Origin of the sequence: Rahnella sp. EDr1-12 (assembly GCF_049206505.1) — a bacterium.
GTDB lineage: Bacteria > Pseudomonadota > Gammaproteobacteria > Enterobacterales > Enterobacteriaceae > Rahnella > Rahnella rivi.
Genome location: NZ_JBLZNY010000007.1, coordinates 1 through 17,157 on the forward strand (window position 1 = coordinate 1; position 17,157 = coordinate 17,157).

General features: G+C 54.4%; 15 protein-coding genes and 1 rRNA gene. 2 read left to right on the forward strand and 14 right to left on the reverse strand.

The window, feature by feature from the left end:
- Window positions 1-81 (forward strand): 5S ribosomal RNA (gene rrf / locus ACO0U8_RS20780); the annotation flags it as partial.
- A 150-nt stretch (window positions 82-231) separates the two neighbouring features.
- Here rrf and ACO0U8_RS20785 read toward each other — a convergent pair.
- From ACO0U8_RS20785 to trxC, 5 genes are all read right to left on the reverse strand, one after another.
- Window positions 232-579: a YfiM family lipoprotein gene (locus ACO0U8_RS20785; protein WP_421671556.1), complete on the reverse strand. Its 348-nt coding sequence runs from the start codon at window positions 577-579 to the stop codon at window positions 232-234.
- 61 nt (window positions 580-640) lie between these two features.
- Window positions 641-1,993, reverse strand: a complete 1,353-nt coding sequence (gene pssA, locus ACO0U8_RS20790) for a CDP-diacylglycerol--serine O-phosphatidyltransferase (RefSeq protein ID WP_235533500.1) — start codon at window positions 1,991-1,993, stop codon at window positions 641-643.
- Between the two features lie 87 nt (window positions 1,994-2,080).
- Window positions 2,081-4,801: a bifunctional acetate--CoA ligase family protein/GNAT family N-acetyltransferase gene (locus tag ACO0U8_RS20795; protein ID WP_421671557.1), complete on the reverse strand. Its 2,721-nt coding sequence runs from the start codon at window positions 4,799-4,801 to the stop codon at window positions 2,081-2,083.
- A 31-nt stretch (window positions 4,802-4,832) separates the two neighbouring features.
- The gene (locus ACO0U8_RS20800; RefSeq protein ID WP_217203868.1) at window positions 4,833-5,537 is read right to left on the reverse strand and encodes a tRNA-uridine aminocarboxypropyltransferase; all 705 of its coding nucleotides are present in this window, start codon (window positions 5,535-5,537) and stop codon (window positions 4,833-4,835) included.
- 139 nt (window positions 5,538-5,676) lie between these two features.
- Window positions 5,677-6,096, reverse strand: coding sequence for a thioredoxin TrxC (gene trxC, locus ACO0U8_RS20805; protein ID WP_122097066.1), 420 nt, complete (start codon window positions 6,094-6,096; stop codon window positions 5,677-5,679).
- A gap of 229 nt (window positions 6,097-6,325) precedes the next feature.
- On the opposite strand from trxC, the gene ACO0U8_RS20810 reads away from it, so the two are divergent.
- Window positions 6,326-7,429, forward strand: coding sequence for a tRNA/rRNA methyltransferase (locus tag ACO0U8_RS20810; RefSeq protein ID WP_056782013.1), 1,104 nt, complete (start codon window positions 6,326-6,328; stop codon window positions 7,427-7,429).
- Between the two features lie 76 nt (window positions 7,430-7,505).
- Here ACO0U8_RS20810 and emrB read toward each other — a convergent pair whose 3' ends face one another.
- The 9 genes from emrB to proX (ACO0U8_RS20855) form a co-directional block, all read right to left on the reverse strand.
- Window positions 7,506-9,041 carry a multidrug efflux MFS transporter permease subunit EmrB gene (gene emrB / locus ACO0U8_RS20815; RefSeq protein ID WP_072158203.1) on the reverse strand — a complete coding sequence of 512 codons (1,536 nt, stop codon included), beginning with the start codon at window positions 9,039-9,041 and terminating at the stop codon, window positions 7,506-7,508.
- A gap of 17 nt (window positions 9,042-9,058) precedes the next feature.
- Window positions 9,059-10,237: a multidrug efflux MFS transporter periplasmic adaptor subunit EmrA gene (gene emrA, locus ACO0U8_RS20820; protein ID WP_056782012.1), complete on the reverse strand. Its 1,179-nt coding sequence runs from the start codon at window positions 10,235-10,237 to the stop codon at window positions 9,059-9,061.
- A 30-nt stretch (window positions 10,238-10,267) separates the two neighbouring features.
- Window positions 10,268-11,722 (reverse strand): efflux transporter outer membrane subunit, encoded by a 1,455-nt coding sequence (locus tag ACO0U8_RS20825; protein ID WP_136374837.1) that lies wholly within the window; start codon window positions 11,720-11,722, stop codon window positions 10,268-10,270.
- A 23-nt stretch (window positions 11,723-11,745) separates the two neighbouring features.
- Complete coding sequence (gene mprA / locus ACO0U8_RS20830; protein WP_056782008.1) at window positions 11,746-12,267, reverse strand: transcriptional repressor MprA; 522 nt, start codon at window positions 12,265-12,267, stop codon at window positions 11,746-11,748.
- Between the two features lie 179 nt (window positions 12,268-12,446).
- A complete protein-coding gene (ygaH, locus tag ACO0U8_RS20835) occupies window positions 12,447-12,788 on the reverse strand; it encodes an L-valine transporter subunit YgaH (protein WP_122097064.1) in 342 nt (113 codons plus the stop codon).
- A complete protein-coding gene (locus ACO0U8_RS20840) occupies window positions 12,778-13,539 on the reverse strand; it encodes an AzlC family ABC transporter permease (protein ID WP_371414336.1) in 762 nt (253 codons plus the stop codon). The genes ygaH and ACO0U8_RS20840 overlap by 11 nt, the downstream gene beginning before the upstream one ends.
- Before the next feature lie 164 nt (window positions 13,540-13,703).
- Window positions 13,704-14,888 (reverse strand): MFS transporter, encoded by a 1,185-nt coding sequence (locus ACO0U8_RS20845; protein ID WP_421671558.1) that lies wholly within the window; start codon window positions 14,886-14,888, stop codon window positions 13,704-13,706.
- A gap of 188 nt (window positions 14,889-15,076) precedes the next feature.
- Window positions 15,077-16,072 carry a glycine betaine/L-proline ABC transporter substrate-binding protein ProX gene (gene proX, locus ACO0U8_RS20850; protein WP_056782002.1) on the reverse strand — a complete coding sequence of 332 codons (996 nt, stop codon included), beginning with the start codon at window positions 16,070-16,072 and terminating at the stop codon, window positions 15,077-15,079.
- 25 nt (window positions 16,073-16,097) lie between these two features.
- Entirely contained in the window at window positions 16,098-17,108 is a 1,011-nt protein-coding gene (gene proX / locus ACO0U8_RS20855) for a glycine betaine/L-proline ABC transporter substrate-binding protein ProX (protein WP_056782000.1), read from the reverse strand.
- Window positions 17,109-17,157: the final 49 nt, after the last annotated feature.

The following is a 17,157-nucleotide window of genomic DNA, read 5'->3' on the forward strand; positions in this document are numbered from 1 at the left end:
CATGCCGAACTCAGAAGTGAAACGCCGTAGCGCCGATGGTAGTGTGGGGTCTCCCCATGCGAGAGTAGGGAACTGCCAGGCATCAAACAAGTGGAAAGCCCTGTACTGACGTACAGGGCTTTTTGCTATGTGGAATTTGAGCAGAAAGGGTGATGCTTATTGAGTATCCACATGTTTTTCGCTCAGGATTGACGAGAATACGAAAGGAAATCCAGAATATAAGAATGGGTATCAATGACGGATTAACTGATAAGTACTGTATCCGACGGCTGCACCGGCAATATCCCAGGTGAAATCCTTCCAGCTCCAGCCACTGCCACCATCACGGCTGTCATAAAACTCTTTCGCTGCACCCAGGCTGACCGAAAAGAGTAACCCAAATGACCGGCTGCGAGCCTCACTCCATCCCTGATTATCTCCATAAGCGGTTCCTGCTGCAGCTAATACAGCTGAACCAACAAAGTGCTCGGCTTTATCCTTACCGGTCCATGGATCGTTTGCGTAATGCGTACAGCCACTGCTGCATAATATCAGGGCGATAAAAGGGTATTTGAGGGAATAAGGAAGTGGGTAGGTCATCGAGTGTTATTCCAGATATAAAAAAGCCCGATCACGATGATCAGGCTTTCAGTATAGCCAATTAGAGAATTCGGCTGATTAATCTGTCGATCCTTATCCGCCGCAGACGGCGAATAAGCTTACGCACTTTGACCGGATAATTTGGAATGCTTTCCAGTTCCATATAATGAGAGACAACCTGCGTGTGCTGACGAATTTCATCCAGCTCTTTCTGACGCTGCGAGGCCATCTCTTTATGTGGATCGTGGATCAGAATCGCATTCTCAAGATCTAAACGCCATGCGCGTGGATTGAGATTGTTGCCGGTAATTAGCTGCCAGCGGTCATCGACCCACATACCTTTGAGGTGATAACTGTTATCGCCATCTTTCCATAACCGCACAATGAGCTGTCCGCTGTCGACAAAACGCTGTAAACGGCTCAGGAATCGGCGCAGGTTAATTTCATACAAATAAGGCAGCGCACCGATGATCTTAAAAGGCTGATCCTGTGGAATATAAAAATCATTTGCCGTTTTATCACCGACAATAATTTCGACCTGCTTACCCCGGCGTAACAGATGAATAATATTGCGTGCCAGCATCGCGGGCATATTGAAATAAGGCGTACAAAGCGTCAGCTTATGATCGGTACTGGCCATCAGATGATGAATAGTCCGGTTCAGCTCGTTTTGTTTACCCAGGCCGACGATAGGCGTCACCGCCAGTTCATCATTACCGGCACTGTCTTTGAAGTGATATCCGCTGGAGCGCAGATTTTGACGAAACTGACGTGTTTCGTTCTTGATCTCAATGCTTTTCGGACGATCTTCCCGATCGAGGCGCTGAACGGCTGCGGCAGTAATGATCGACTTCTTCATAAAGTCGATCATGGTATTTGCCAGCGGTGCGTTGGTCAGAAGCTGATAACGATCGTAGCGATATTTCTCATGGCGATGCAGATAAACATCATTGAGGCTGGCACCGCTGTAGATCACCTGATCGTCTATCACAAAACCTTTCAGATGCAGGACACCCAACGCTTCACGCGTATTGACCGGAACGCCGTACACCGGAACGGAACATTCAGGATGTTCTTTAGCCATACGGCAATACCAGTCCGCATTGGTGTCAGCAGCCGCTGCGCCAATACGCCCGCGCTGAGCACGGTGCCAGTCAACCAGCACACAAATCTCAAGCTCAGGTCGTTGCTGTTTAGCGGCATAGAGTGCCGACAATACGTCACGTCCGCCGTCATCGTTCTCTAAATAGAGAGCGACCAGATAGATCCGTTGGGTTGCGTTGGCAATTGCGTTGAGCAGCGTCTTACGGAAATCTGCTGGGCAGTAGAGCGTTTCTACAGCATCAACCGTTTGGGGGAGTTTGGGCAGCTGAGCAAGGTGTTGTTGATGTTTATTACGTTTGAATTTTGACAACATCACAGTGCGCTTCTTCTCTCTTCATGTAATGGCTTTCGCGGCACAAGCAGACAGTGGTAACCGCACAATCGGTCGATAATACCATTAGTCCTGTCTGATGTGCGCATCTTTTGCCTGTTCATGGCTTCGGCTCACGCTTTTCTGCGGTGTTATTCCCCGCTTTTCCAGCGTTAATGACAGGTTCACAATGCCGTCCTGAATCTGAATGTCTACGTCGAATCCAAGCTTTCTGGCCAGGGTGATCATGCCCTGATTATTTGGCATGGTGATACCGGTAAGGCGTTGCAGACCGTGCTCTGCGGCGTAGTTAATCATCTTATCGAGAAGCCTGCGTCCCAGCCCCAGGCCTTTAAGATCCGAACGAACTAAAACCGAGAATTCAGCATCAATATTGTCCGGATCTGACACCGCGCGCGTGACGCCAATAATTTCATTTTGGGCGTCTGTGGTTCGGATGGCCACGAAGGCCATTTCACGGTCATAATCGATTTGCGTCATGTTGGCCAAATCTTCATGAGTGAATTCATTGATTTCACTGAAGTAGCGGTAATAGAGATCTTCTTTAGTCACTTTGAGGATAAACGCTTTCAGCAGCGGTTCATCTTCAGGAAGGATAGGGCGGAACAGCACCTGTGAGCCATCTTTAAGGATAACAAGCTCTTCAAGTTCGCGGGGATAAGGGCGGATTGCCAGACGTGATGGCCTGTCAGCCGGGTGTGCCGACAATTGCATTGAAACATCAAGCAAGCTGAGTTCACTGCCGGAAACCAGCAACGGGTGAATATCCAGCCGTTCGATCTCCGGGCAATCGATAATCAGGTTCGACACGTTCACCAGCAACTGACTCAGTGCCGGAACATCGAGAGGGTGCAAGGCATTGCGGCCGCGGATTTTGCCGCTCTTCAGTGCCTGAACCACCTGATAGCGCGCCAGCGTCATGTTCAGTGGCGGCAGGGCAACTACCGCTTGCCGCTCTGGCTGCCAGTCTGAGCCGCCTTCAGCCAGCATGATCAGCGGGCCAAAGACCGGATCCTGTTCGACCACCACGCGTAATTCCTGAGAGCCCGGTCTGCTGGCCATGGTCTGTACCAGCAGACCCTGAATTCTGGCCTGCGGGAACGCCTGTCTGGCGCGGTCAAAAATGGCATTGGCTGCCTGTTCCACTTCACTGGCGGTTCGCAGATACAACATCACCCCCTGAACTTCCGAGTTATGCGGAATGTCAGGTGAGCGTAATTTCAATGCCACCGGATAACCGACCTGGCTGGCGATATTCACCGCTTCGGCGCTGTCGCTGGCGATCCACGTGGGCAGTACATTCATTCCGTAGGCTTGCAGAATCGCGCGAACTTCATGTGTATCGAGTTGCGTGGTGCCTTCTGCCAGCGTTTGGGCAATCAGCTGATGCGCCTGATCGGTATTCTGTTCAAGATCCGCGGGCAGCGCGGGTGTTTCTTTCAGCTGCTTCTGGTTACGCCGGTATTCAACCATATGCATAAACGCGGTGACCGTGCCTTCCGGCGTACGGTACGTGGGGATCCCGGCCTCGGTAAACAGTTTGCGCGCTTCCTGCGAGGAGAATTCTCCGCACCAGTTGGTCAGCAGTGTGATGTATTTACCGCGCGAATGCTGACGAACCGCGTCGATGAGATGGCTGGCGGTCACCGTGCCATGTGCTGCGGCACTCGGCGCGTGGATCACCAGCACAGCATCGAAATCAGTGCTGTCGAGCAACGCCGTCATCACTGACTGATAGAGCAACGGCGTCGCATCATCATGCAAATCCAGTGGGTTTGAGGCCGTTATCGTTTGAGACAGCACGGCGCTCAGCCTCCGGACGGTTTCTTCGCCGAGCTTCGCCAGCTTCCCGTTGCGTAACAGCAGTTGGTCAAGCGCCATCGCGGCAGGGGCAGCGCCGTTACTGATGATAAGTAAGCGCTCACCTTTCAGCGGACGCATATGGCTCAGCGTTTCAACGGCGGAAAACAGTTCATGGGTATCCTGAACGCGCAATAACCCGGCGCGCTGGATAGCTGCATCGTAGGCGGTATCCAGACTCAGCGGGCTGTTGAGCAGTGTCTGAGCCTGAGCGCTGCGGCCGCTTTTGATCACCAAAATAGGTTTATTGCGTGAGGCGCTGCGCGAGGCTGAAAGAAAACGGCGGGCATCGCTGATATGTTCAAGATAAAGAAGGATGGCGCTGGTTTTACTGTCGCGGGCGAGGAAATCAAGCAGATCGTCGACGTCGATATCCAGACTGTCGCCAAGCGAAATGAAATAGGAGAAGCCGACAGCGCGCTGCTGTGCCCAGTCGAGAATGGTATTGGCAACCGCCGCCGATTGCGAAATAAATGCCAGTTTACCGGTCAGGATCGGCACCGGTGAAAAACTGGCATTCAGCTTCTGCCATGGTGCGAGAATACCGAGACTGTTGGGTCCGAGCAGGCGCATGGAAAAGCGCTGCGCGCAGGATTTCAGTTCTGCGAATTGCCGGGGCAAAGACGAAAGTACAATGACCGTCTTACAGCCGCGTTCGCCAAGCTGTTCAAGCAGGGCGAGATTGCGGTCAGCGTGAGTACAGAGAATGGCGAGATCGGGCGACATCGGCAGGCTGGCGACATCCCGCCACGTGAGCACGCCGCACACCGCGCGATAAGCGGGGGTGACCGGCAGCACCGGGCCGTTGAATCCGCTGTCGAGCAGATTGCGCATCATCAGATATCCGGCGCGGCCCGGCTTATTGCTGGCACCCACTACCGCGATAGATTCAGGTCGTAATAAGGCTTCCAGTCCGCGCTGACTCATGGCATCTCCGTTTCATCATGTTCACATGATTCTAGAGGCTTTCTTCATTCTTTGCTGTGAGCTGATGCACCGGATGGTGGGGTTTTCCGGCCAGATACTGGGTGCGGAAATGAGTAAAGTGGCGCGACAGGCCAGCCGAAGCCTCAATATCACCGGCTTTTTCCAGCAAAGCTGCCGCCACTTCTACCGTACAATGCAGTTCCGGACGCGACGCTTCACGCAGTATGTAGCCGGAGCTGGCGCTTACATCAAGGGAAAATACCGGCAGATTATCCAGGTACGGGCTTTTGCGAAACATCTTGCGGGCTTCGTTCCAGGTGCCGTCGAGCATGATAAACAGCGGAGGTTTGCTGCCGGCCGGAACGTCGGTAAACACCTGGCGCGGCGGTTCGGCGAAAGAGGCCGGGAAAACCACATAAGGCTGGCGTTCGGGGTCGGCAATCGCTTCGAGCAGCGCCGGATCCGTTTCCGTACGCGACCACATAAATGCCTGAGTATCGGGCAAAACGTCAGCGATCAACCGTCCGGTATTGCTGGGCTTCATCGGCTCAGTGTCGAACATCACCAGACAAAAACGGCTGGTGGCCTGATGAATTTCGCGTTCGGCGCAGATGCAGTGGCGTTCAGGTAACAGGCATGACTGACAGCGAATCGCCCGTGACCCGCGGGCAAGAAAAGGGCGGGTGGATTTGGCAAGGCGCTGTGCACGCAGGCGAAGGACGGCGTTGTCTGACATAAGCATTCCGGTAGGCGAAAAACGGCTATTCTAATCACCCTTCCGGGGCTGGCAAGCAGATCCGTTACCGGCGTGATGTAAAGAGAAAAAAGCCCGCACAGAGGCGGGCCATCGGCAGGGCTTTATAACGGCTTATGCGTTACAATGATTCATTAAGCCAGTTATTGAACGGGGCTTTAGGCATCGCGCCGCTTAACATATCGACCATTTTGCCTTCATTAAATACCATAATGGTGGGAATGCTGCGGATCCGGAACCGCGCGCTCAGTTCAGGTTCTGCTTCAGTATTCACCTTAATGAAGCGGATTTTACCGGCGCGTTCCTGAGCCACATCTTCAAAGATCGGCGCGAAGTTAACACATGGGCCACACCATGGTGCCCAGAAATCGATAACGACCGGCAGGTCATCCTGCAGGTATTTATCCAGCGTGGCAGCAGTAGCGTGAACCACATCGCCTTCAAAAAGTGAATGACCGCAGCGGCCGCATTTTGCGCCGTCGTCGATACGATCCTCTGGCAGGCGGTTGGTGGCCTGACATGATGTGCAAATCGTATTCATAAAATAGCCTCTACATTGCTTAACGTGAGAACGGTATCAACCTTACCGGATCCGGCGCTAAAGATGGCTGATATGTTACTTGGATGTTGTAAGTATGAGGGTGCAGCATTCTGTTAACAACGCGGTTTATTCAATGAATACGATAGTTTTAAGCTTTTGGTCCAAAGCATGTGGCTTAGCTCACAGACATCAGGTAATCTTCGCGCCCTGCGCGTAGGTGGAGAGAAAAATGAACGATTCATTCAGTGGCAAGAACGGCAAAGTCAAAGTGATGTTCGTCCGTAGTGACGACGACGGCGATAACCGCAATAACGATAAACGTCCTTCCAATAACAGAGGACGTCCGGGCGATAATCCTCGCCAGGGTTCCCGTCCAGACGATGCCCGCCGCAATGAGCGTCGCAGCAGCGATTCGCGTGGTGATTCACGCGGCGCAGACACACGACGTGGCGACGATCGCCCACGCCGTCCGGCCCGTGATGATGAGGGTCCGTATTCTTCGCCGTGGAAAACCGTCTCACGTGCACCGGCTGATGAGTCCGTACCGGATCACGGCGGCATCAGCGGTAAAAGCTTTATCGATCCTGAGCAGCTGCGTCGTCAGCGCCAGGAAGAAACCCGCGTGTATGGCGAAAATGCCTGTCAGGCGCTGTTTGCCAGCCGTCCGGATGCTATCGTGCGTGCGTGGTTTGTGCAATCCGTCACCCCGCGTTTTCGTGAAGCGCTGCGCTGGATGGCAGCAAACCGCAAAGCCTATCATGTGGTTGAAGATGAAGAGCTGGCGAAAGCGTCCGGCACTGAACACCACGGCGGCGTGTGTTTCCTGATCAAAAAACGTCAGGGTCTGGATGCGGAAACTTATCTGCAAACTGCCCGTGCGAAAGACTGCGTGCTGGCGCTGGAAAACGTCGGCAACCCGCACAACCTCGGCGGTATCATGCGTTCTTGTGCGCATTTTGGTATCAACGGGATGCTGGTACAGGATCCGGCACAGCTGGAATCCGGTGCGGCAGTTCGTACTGCTGAAGGCGGCGCGGAACATGTGAAAGCCATCAACGCGGATAACTTCCTTGATGTGCTGGCGACCTTCCGCAAAGCGGGTTACACCATCGTCACCACCTCCAGCCATAAAGGTACAGCGCTCGGAAAAGCTGAGCTGCCAGCCAAAATGGTGCTGGTGCTGGGTGAAGAGAGCGACGGTTTGTCCGACAGCGCATGGCAGCAGGGTGACCTGAGCGTGTCTATCGGCGGTACCGGCAAAGTAGAAAGCCTGAACGTCTCCGTGGCGACCGGGATTTTGCTGGCGGAATGGTGGCGTCAGAACCAGGCATAATCGCCCGGTTTGAGCCATAAAAAAACGGACGCGTAATGCGTCCGTTTTGCTTTGCGTCATTCAGGGATTGCCTGAATCAGTGAGCGCCACCGGCTCCGCCACCACTGGTAAACGGTGGGCGGGCGAACCAGATCAGAACCAGCAGCACCAGGAATGCGCCGCCGGATAACCAGAAAATCTCATTGGCAGAGATAATGAGCCCCTGATTTGTGATTTCCCGCGCTATCCAGCCTGAAGCCTGCTGATGGCTCATGCCCATGCCTTCGAGTTGCTGATACGTCTGCGTCGCCGCCGGATTAAACGGCGTGATGTTTTCCGTTAACTGCGCGTGGTGTAGTGATTCCCGGTTTGACCACATGGTGGTGGTGATCGACGTACCAATCGAACCTGCCAGCGTACGGATAAAGTTCGACAAACTTGAGGCCGCCGCCATGCGTTCCGGCGGTAAGCCGGACAGAATAATGGTGGTCAGCGGCATGAAGAAGCAGCCGACGGCGAAGCCCTGAATAAACTGCGGCCACGCAGATGCCCCAAAATCCATCCCCGGTTCGAACGTGTACGCACGCCAGAAGAAGCAGTAGGCATACATGATAAAGCTGAACGTCACCAGCTTTCGCATATCCAGCCGGTGTGCAAAACGTCCGATAATAGGCGACATCAGGACCGGCAAAATCCCCACCGGTGCGGACGCCAGACCTGCCCAGGTGGCGGTGTAGCCGTATACCTCCTGCAACAACTGCGGCAGCAGAACAATCGCGCCGAAGTAAAGCATGTAGGCCAGGCTGATACACAGCACGCCGATGGTAAAGTTTCGCGATTTAAACAGCGACAGATCGACTATCGGGTGGTCATCGGTCAGCTCCCACACGACAAGGAAGCAGAGCGCGACCACCGCCACGACCGCCAGCACGATAATTTCCGTCGAGTTAAACCAGTCGAGTTCTTTACCCCGGTCGAGCATCACCTGCAATGCGCCAATGCCCAGCACCAGCAGCACTAACCCCACACTGTCGATCGGTCTGATCTGCGTTGCCGTTTCGCGGCCCTTCAGCGTTTTCAGCGTCAGGAACACCACGGCGGCGCCGATCGGCACGTTAATGAAGAAGATCCAGCCCCAGTGATAGTTATCACTGATGTACCCGCCGAGGATCGGCCCGCAAATCGGGGCGACGATCACCGTCATCGACCAGAGCGCGAGCGCGGTACTTCGCTTGGCCGGCGGATAGTTATTCAGTAACAGACTTTGCGAGAGGGGGATCAGTGGACCTGCCACCACGCCCTGCACCACACGGAAGAAGATCAGCATTTCCAGGCTGTTGGACATGCCGCACAGCCAGGAGGCAATCGCAAACAGCACCGTAGACCAGAGGAACAGTTTTACTTCGCCGATGCGTTTTGCCAGCCAGCCGGTGATCGGGATCGAGATGGCGTTAGCCACCCCGAAGGAGGTGATCACCCAGGTGCCCTGCGAGTTTGAGGCACCCAGATTCCCGGCAATGGTCGGGATCGCCACGTTGGCGATCGTCGAGTCCAGCACCTGCATGAACGTGGCCATCGACAAAGCCACCGTCATCCAGGCCAGCGGTGCGCCTACCAGCGGTTTATTTGCCACAGCGGCCTCCGGAAATATTAGCCTGCATTGGCATGAATAACGTCAGCAATGATGGCGTTAACCGGTGCCAGATCCAGCGTCAGAGCCGTTGTCTGATACAGCGGTTCAGTACGCACTTTATTCGCCAGCACCAGACCATCACGGTTTTGCGTATCGACCGTGACCAGCGCCGACAAACCAATACGCAGCGGATGTTCTTTCACTTCCTGATCGTTAAGCTCGATACGCACCGGTAAACGCTGGACCACTTTGATCCAGTTGCCGGTGGCATTTTGCGCAGGTAACAGCGAGAACGCGCCGCCGGTGCCCATGTCCATCCCCACCACTTTGCCGTGATATTTCACGTCATCACCGTACATATCGCTGACCACGGTCGCGGCCTGGCCGATACGCATATTGGCTAACTGTGTTTCTTTAAAGTTGGCATCCACCCAGATGTGATGAGCCGGCACTACCGCCATCAGCGCAGTGGAAGAGTTGATCTGCTGACCAATCTGTACCGCACGGCGGGAGACGAAACCGTCAATCGGGCTGCGCACTTTGGTGCGTTGCAAGGCGAGCCAGGCGTCACGTACCTGCGCGGCGGCTTGTAAAACCTGCGGCTGCTTATCGACCGGCGTATCCAGAATCATCGCCTGATTGGCGTTGTATTGCTGAACGGCGACATCGTATTGCGCTTTCGCGGTATCCACGGCATCACGGGCGTGTTGCAGTTCCTCACGGCCAATCGCATCGACATTTCCCAGCACCACGCGACGCTTGAGGTCAGTCTGCGCCTGTTGCAACTGGGTCTGGCGCAGGGCGATATTGGCCTGATACTGCTTACCGTTGATGATCAGCTGATGCGTCTGGCGCACGCTGTTGGCCAGCGCCGTTTTAGAGCGCTCGAAAGCCTGCTCCGCATCGGTCGGATCGATCGTCACCAGCACGTCGCCTTTTTTCACAAAGTCGGTGCTGTCGAAATTCACGTCGGTCACGCTGCCCGACACCTGCGCCATAATCTGCACCTGATTACCGGCGACATAGGAGTCGTCGGTCGACTCGAAATGACGTAACACCAGCAGCCAGTAAAACAGGTAGGCGATGGCGATAATAATGAAAATCCCGGTCAACAAGAGCATCGCGGTTTTGCGCGTTTTTTTCTTATTTCTCGGAGCTTGCGGCGTTGCTGCCTGAGTTTCGGCATTTGCGCTCATGGTCTTCTCCACGCTGAGTCTGTGTAATTATTATGATTTTTGATCCGCAGCCGGGGCCTGATAGCCACCCCCGAGCGCACGGATAAGACTGATTTTTGCCTGCATCACCTGACTGCTGGCATTAAGTTGCGCCTGCTGTTGTTGCAGAAGCGCTGACTGGCTGGTCAACAGCTCATCCCGTCCGATGATGCCAGCGTTGTATCTTGCATCCGAAACGCGATACACCTCTTCCAGCGATTTCGCGGCAGAAGAAGCCTGCTGCAATTGTTCAACGCTGCTTTTCGAGACAGTGATGGCATCCGCAGTTTGCTGGATGGCGTTCAGGATGGTCTGGTTATACGACTCAACGGACTGGTCATATAACGCGGACTCTTCGCCCAGTTTGGCGCGCAGCGCACCGGCGTGGAAAATCGGCAGCGAAATCGCGGGCGTGATATTCCAGGCTTTGCTGGCGGCTTCCAGAAGATTCGGGCTGGTGCCTCCGTAGTTGGTGGTCGTCAGACCGCCGAAGGCGCTGATGGAAAGGCTTGGGTAGAACTCTTTTTTCGCGGCGCTGACACGCTGGGAATAGGATTCGACCAGATCGCGCTGTGCGGCGATGTCAGGGCGTTTACCCAGCAAATCGAGGGTCAGCTCACCTTTGGGTGCCAGCGCGTCAGGCGAAGGCAGTGCCACGGCGTGCAGCCCGTTCATGGCGTCGGGGCCACGACCGGCCAGTGCCGATAACTCATGGCGCAGTTGCTCGGTTTGCGACTTCAGCGTGATGATCTGTTGCTTCGCGCTGTCGGCCTGCGCCTGCGTCTGTTGCGGGATCTCAATGCCATATACCCCCGCCTGATACTGCGCTTTACGCAGATCGGCCAGACGCTGGTTGTTATCTACCTGATGTTGCAGAACGTCCTGAAGGGCCAGATTGGCCTGCAACTGATAATAGGCTGACGCCACCGAACTGGTCAGCGTCAGAGCGGCTTGCGCCTGTTCAGCACGGGCGGAATCCACCTGTGCTTTCGCGGCATTCACCTGATTGCGGTATTTTCCCCACCAGTCAAACTCATAGCTCAGATTCAGGCCGAGGCTGTTACTGCTGTCATAGATAGGCGCTTCGGGGTAGCTGGTCAGAAACGGCGGAATGGTGTTTTTAGCCACACGTTCACGTCGCGTCGATCCATTCAAATCCAGATAAGGGCCATTGGCCGCATCCGCTTCGCCCATCACACTCTGCGCTTCGCGCACGCGCGCTGCCGCCTGACGTAACGATGGCGAGTTTTGCAACGTTGTGGTCATCAGGGCATCGAGTTGCGGGTCATTAAGACTGCGCCACCACTGTGGGCCGAGGGTCAGGGAGCTGACCTTTGCCTGCTGCAGATGAAGCTGTTGCGTATCCAGCAGCGACGACTGAGGAGCAATACTATTACTGGAGGCGCAGCCGGCCAAAATCAAAACGGCAAACAGCGGCGTAAGCCTCCAGCGAGCTTGGAGTGACATGTGTGGTTTACCTGAACAGAAATTTAGAATTGTTGCAGTGCTGTCGCATCCATCTGATCAAGGCGAGTTAACAGTTTGCGCGTCAGGGTTTCTAACTGCTTCTGTTCATCTGCGTCTAAGGTCGACCAGAGGAAATGCAGGCTCTTGTGTTGAGGCGGCAGTAACTTCTGAATAAAGGCTTCGCCATCAGCGGTCAGGTGCAAATGCAGGCAACGGCGGTCGTTGTCGCTTTCACGGCGTTCGATCCATCCACGCTTTTCCAGCTCATCCGCAATGCGGGTGGCGTTGGTACGCGAAGACCCCAGTGCAGAACTCAGCTCAGAAGGCTGAATGCTGTGGCTTTCCTGCGCATCAAGCGTCAGTAACGCCATAAACAGGGTTTCGTTGATCCCTTGTGCTTTCAGCATTTTGTTGCGATTTTCCAGCAACTTACTTTGCATGTGCATACAAAGACGGGTCAGCAAAATTTCCTGATAAGGAAAATCTTTTTGCTTTTTAGCCCGGAAATTTAACATTTTTTCAATTGGCGAGAACGAACTGTCCATATGAGAAGCCTCATTAGTTACAGATGACATAGTAACGATGGTAATTAATAATATCAATGTTATGAATCACCAATTCTTTAGCAATTAGTGTGATTCATAACCCCGGTGAATTATTCGATGTTTAAAGCATTCAACAAACTTTGATTACGTGTTGCCAGAGCGTAAAAAAATAGCGGGTTTCACACCGCCATCAGCATCACCTTGAACACCAGGCCGTACGCCACGGCGCCAGTCAGCGTGGCAATAATGATGCTTTTTGTGCGCCAGAAAATCAGCGTCAGCAGCACGAAACCGGCCAGTGACGGCAGCAGTCTTTGCGGGTCACGCATTACGTCCGGCGCGCCTGAAACCACCAGCAACGCACAAATCGAGGCGATACCAATGCTGTCGAGCACGCGGGAGAGCGGGCCGCTTTTCAGGCCACCTGAGGTTCTCCGCGCGCCGATGCGCAGGGGCAAATACCGGAACAGGTAATTGACCACGCCCACCAGCAGACACACCAGAATAACGTCAGTGCTCATCGGAGATGACCTCCGTCGCAGATGTCGCCTGGGGCCGTTGCAGCAGGGCGGCCAGGCAACCGGCCGCGAGCCCGCAGCCAATGGCGGCGGGAATTGACCAGAACATCAACCCGCTCAGAGCCCCGGCAAGCGATGCAACAAAAACCATGCTTTGCTGGCGCTTAAACGCCGCGAGCAGAAAACTCAGGAACAGCGCAGGCAACATAAACCCGAGCGCAGCCTCAACGGCGGGAAAATTTTCCAGCGGACCGTTGCCAAACAGCGCGCCGATGGCGGTGCCGAAAACCCAGGAAAGCCAGGATGAGAGCGCAATGCCACACATCCAGTCCTCGCTCCAGCTGCGTTTATCGCGAATAAGTTTGGTGGTGGCGGCGGCGAACACTTCATCGGTCAGGCCGAACGCCCAGAGCGCGGTTTTCCTGCCATTGAGTTTTCCCACCAGACGGTTACGCAAAGAGGGGCCGTACAGGACGTGTCTGACATCCATCGCCATGACCGTCAGGGCGCAAACCCATAAAGACATTCCGGCGCTGAGCAGCGCGGTGATCACAAACTGGCTGGCGCCTGCGTAGATAAGCACGGAGAACAACAGACTTTCAGCAGGGGTGAAGCCAAGTTTGACGGCGCTGAGGCCGAAAGCAAAAGCGATGGGCAGATAACCGATCACTACGGGCAGGCTGTCAGTCACACCTTGCCGGAAGGTGGAAACGCGGGCGGGATCAGGATTGGTTTGCATGGATGTATAAAACATTGTGAAACCGGAGTGTGGCCGGCGAATAATTCATGACGCAAACATTACCAGACTGTAAGTATTGTTAACACCCTTTGGTACAAATAAATTTCAGCAATGATTATTCGCAAGCTAATCAGGAGGGGTGATGATTCCCTCCTGATTCTATTTTAACCGCCCGATAATCAGGCGAGTTTGTATTTATATCCCTGCCACCAGACCAGCAGATTCAGTACGCACATCAGCGTGCCCGCGAGGGAAACGCCATACCAGCCCGCTGCCTGATAGGCCGAAGCCGACACCAGCGAGCCGACCGCGCCACCGATAAAGTAAGTGGTCATATAACCTGCCGTGAGGCGGTTACGTGCTTCGGGCATGGTCTTATAGATAACACTTTGGTTGGTGATGTGTACGCCCTGAACCGAAAGGTCCAAAACGATGATGCCGATAATCAGCGAGATAACCGAATGCTCACCGTAAGCAATCGCCGCCCACGACAGCAGCAACAGGATTAACCCGGCGGTGGTGGTCAGATGCGCTTTGCCTTTATCGGCAAGATTGCCCGCGCGGGTTGCCGCCAGCGCACCGGCCGCACCCACCAGACCAAACAGGCCGATCACCCCCTCGGAATAGTGATACGCCGGGCCGGCCAGCAGGAACGCCATTGAGGTCCACAAAATGCTGAAGTTAGCGAAGCAGAACATCCCCACCAGCGCACGGGTACGCAGCACCGGCGTGTGAATGAACAGCGAGAAAATAGATTTCAGCAGTTGCGGATAATTCAGATCGGTTTTCTGCTCATGTTTCGGCAGTTTGCGCCACAGCACCAGCGCCATGACGATCATCAGCGCACTCGCCACCCAATACACCGTACGCCAGCCGCCCAGTGACGCCAGGGCGCCCGCGACGGTTCGCGCCAGCAAAATGCCCAGCAGCAGGCCAGACATAATCAGCCCGACCACTTTTCCGCGACGTTCCGGCTCCGCCAGCGTGGCAGCCAGTGGCACCAGAATCTGCGCGACCACGGAAAACAGCCCGGTCAGCGCGGTGCCCACTAACATCATGGTCAGCGTCGGTGCCATGGCGGTTATCAGTAATCCGGCGGCGGAAAGCAGTGTCATCAGCACAATCAGGCCGCGACGTTCAAACATATCGCCCAGCGGCACGATAAACATCAGGCCACAGGCATAACCGAGTTGCGCGACGGTGACGATAAAACCGGCCTGATTGACCGACAGGCTGAACGCGCGGGCAATGGTTTCCAGCAGCGGCTGCGGGTAATAGTTACTGGCGACGGCAAGCCCGGTGGCAATCGCCATCAGAATGATCAGCGCCGGGCTGAGTGGAGAATGTGTTGTAGTTTTTTTCATAGTGAGAATAAACGGATCTTATTGAAGGAGCAGGGAAATGCGAGCGACGATTATCGTTATGATAAAAATATTAAACCAATGAATAGTTTTAATGGCAACTATCTGGTTTTGTAATAGAGGTTTTATCGTACATAAAAACGGGCGGAGATTTCTCCCCGCCCGTTGCTGTTCCTGCGTTCGTTACTGGCTTATTTCGCGGCGGCAGCCGCTTCTTTTACCCAGCCGTCGAACTGTTCCTGGTGGGCTTTGATCCAGCCATCCGTCTGCGCGGAGATGTCAGCATCGGAATTTTTACCGGCGTGCATCGCGGCATTCTGCGCATTGATGTCTTTCAGTGGCAGTTTCATGATGGCAAACAGTTTTGCCGCAGCCGGGTTTTTCTCAGCCCAGGCTTTGTTCGCCACGATGTGCATGGTGCTCACCGGGAAACCATAGTTTTTACCGTTTGGCAGTTTGGTATCGGCGTTTTTATCGCCCGGCACCACGGAGAACGGTACCTGCATCCACAAGACGTCTTTACCTGGGATCAGCACGTTGCTCACCCAGTACGGCGTCCAGGTGTAATAGAAGATAGGTTTACCTTCTTTGTAACGCGTGATGGTGTCGGCAATCATGGCGGAATAGTTACCCTGATTGTGCGTCACGGTATTTTCCAGACCATAGGCTTTCAGCTGCTCATTGAGCGCAGCTTCACAACCCCAGCCCGGCGTACAACCGGTCAGATCGGCTTTGCCGTCACCGTTGGTATCAAACAGTTTGGCCAGTTTCGGATCTTTCAGCTGTTCGATATTGGTGATGTGATATTTCTCGGCGGTTTTCTTATCGATAAGCCAGCCCTGTGCCGCGCCGGTTACGTATGTCCCTTCGCGGTAAAAGACTTTATCGCCACCGGCGGCTTTGTACATTTCATCATGCAAAGGTGACCAGTTGACGGCGGTGAACGTTGCATCACCGGCAGCCAGCGTGGTGTAGCCGACGTTGTAATCGACCTCACGGGTTGGCTGAACGTCATAGCCCAGTTTTTCCAGCGCTTTGCTGACCAGCTCTGTCTGAAAAGACTCTTCGCTGATGGTGCTCTGAACCGGCGTGACGCTGATGCCTTTACCCGGCAGATCGGCGGCGAAAGTGGTGGCAGTGGCGAGCGTGGTAAGAGCGGCAACCGCCCAGATTCCTGTCTTCTTCATAAATTCCTCGAATTGTTGTTATTCATTATTTTGCGGCAGCGGCGGCTTCTTTGATCCAGCCGTCGAAAGTGGCCTGATGCGCTTTGATCCAGCCGTCAACGTGTTGCTGAATGTCGGCTGAAGAGGATTCCCCTTCATGCATCCGCAGGTTCTGTGCATTCACGTCGCTCAGTGGCAGTTGCATGATGGCGAACAGTTTTGCTGCTGCCGGGTTTTTCTCAGCCCAGGCTTTGTTCGCGACAATGTGCTCGTTATTGACCGGGAAACCGTAGTTTTTGCCGTTAGGCAGCGTGGTATCCATGTCTTTCTGTGAGCCCGGTGTGGCAGAGAACGGCACGGTCAGCCAGACCACGTCTTTGCCGGGTTTCAGTTCGTTGCTCACCCAGTACGGTGTCCAGGTGAAATACAGCACCGGCTTGCCGGATTTATAACGGGTCAGCGTGTCGGCGATAATGGCCGAATAGTTGCCCTCGTTTTGCGTCACGGTATCGCTCAGGCCATAGGCTTTGATTTGCGTATTCACTACCGCGCCGCACACCCAGCCCGGATTACAACCGGCCATATCGGCTTTTCCGTCACCGTCGGCGTCAAACAGTTTGGCGAGTTTCGGATCTTTCAGCTGCGATAAATCATGAATGTTGTATTTGTCAGCTGTTTTCTTGTCGATCAGATAACCCTGAGCCGCGCCCTTGATGTAAGTGCCCTGACGGTAGAACTTCTGGTCGCCACCGGCTGCGGTGTACATGTCTTTTTGCAGCGGCTCCCAGTTCACGGCCATGTAGGTGGAATCGCCGCTGGCAATCGCGGTGTACGCGACGTTGTAATCCACTTCGCCGGTTTGCTGAACGTCATAACCGAGTTTTTCCAGCGCGCGGTTGACCAGTTCGGTCTGGAATGTTTCTTCCGCGATGGTGCTTTGCAACGGTTTGACGACCACGCCTTTACCCGGTAAATCGGCAGCGAAAGCGGCAGGTGTTGCTACTGCTAATGCGAGGATGAGTGTTTTGATCGGTGTTTTATTCTGAGTTGTGCGCATGGTGAACCCTTATTCTTGCTGGTGAATACGTAAGAGTGGACTGCGTTTT

Bases quoted from the DNA above. Each gene is read 5' to 3' on its own strand.
- ACO0U8_RS20785 (WP_421671556.1), bottom strand. From the start codon at position 579: ATGACCTACCCACTTCCTTATTCCCTCAAATACCCTTTTATCGCCCTG.
- ACO0U8_RS20795 (WP_421671557.1), bottom strand. From the start codon at position 4,801: ATGAGTCAGCGCGGACTGGAAGCCTTATTACGACCTGAATCTATCGCG.
- ACO0U8_RS20800 (WP_217203868.1), bottom strand. From the start codon at position 5,537: ATGTCAGACAACGCCGTCCTTCGCCTGCGTGCACAGCGCCTTGCCAAA.
- trxC (WP_122097066.1), bottom strand. From the start codon at position 6,096: ATGAATACGATTTGCACATCATGTCAGGCCACCAACCGCCTGCCAGAG.
- ACO0U8_RS20810 (WP_056782013.1), top strand. From the start codon at position 6,326: ATGAACGATTCATTCAGTGGCAAGAACGGCAAAGTCAAAGTGATGTTC.
- emrA (WP_056782012.1), bottom strand. From the start codon at position 10,237: ATGAGCGCAAATGCCGAAACTCAGGCAGCAACGCCGCAAGCTCCGAGA.
- ACO0U8_RS20825 (WP_136374837.1), bottom strand. From the start codon at position 11,722: ATGTCACTCCAAGCTCGCTGGAGGCTTACGCCGCTGTTTGCCGTTTTG.
- mprA (WP_056782008.1), bottom strand. From the start codon at position 12,267: ATGGACAGTTCGTTCTCGCCAATTGAAAAAATGTTAAATTTCCGGGCT.
- ygaH (WP_122097064.1), bottom strand. From the start codon at position 12,788: ATGAGCACTGACGTTATTCTGGTGTGTCTGCTGGTGGGCGTGGTCAAT.
- ACO0U8_RS20840 (WP_371414336.1), bottom strand. From the start codon at position 13,539: ATGTTTTATACATCCATGCAAACCAATCCTGATCCCGCCCGCGTTTCC.
- ACO0U8_RS20845 (WP_421671558.1), bottom strand. From the start codon at position 14,888: ATGAAAAAAACTACAACACATTCTCCACTCAGCCCGGCGCTGATCATT.
- proX (WP_056782002.1), bottom strand. From the start codon at position 16,072: ATGAAGAAGACAGGAATCTGGGCGGTTGCCGCTCTTACCACGCTCGCC.
- proX (WP_056782000.1), bottom strand. From the start codon at position 17,108: ATGCGCACAACTCAGAATAAAACACCGATCAAAACACTCATCCTCGCA.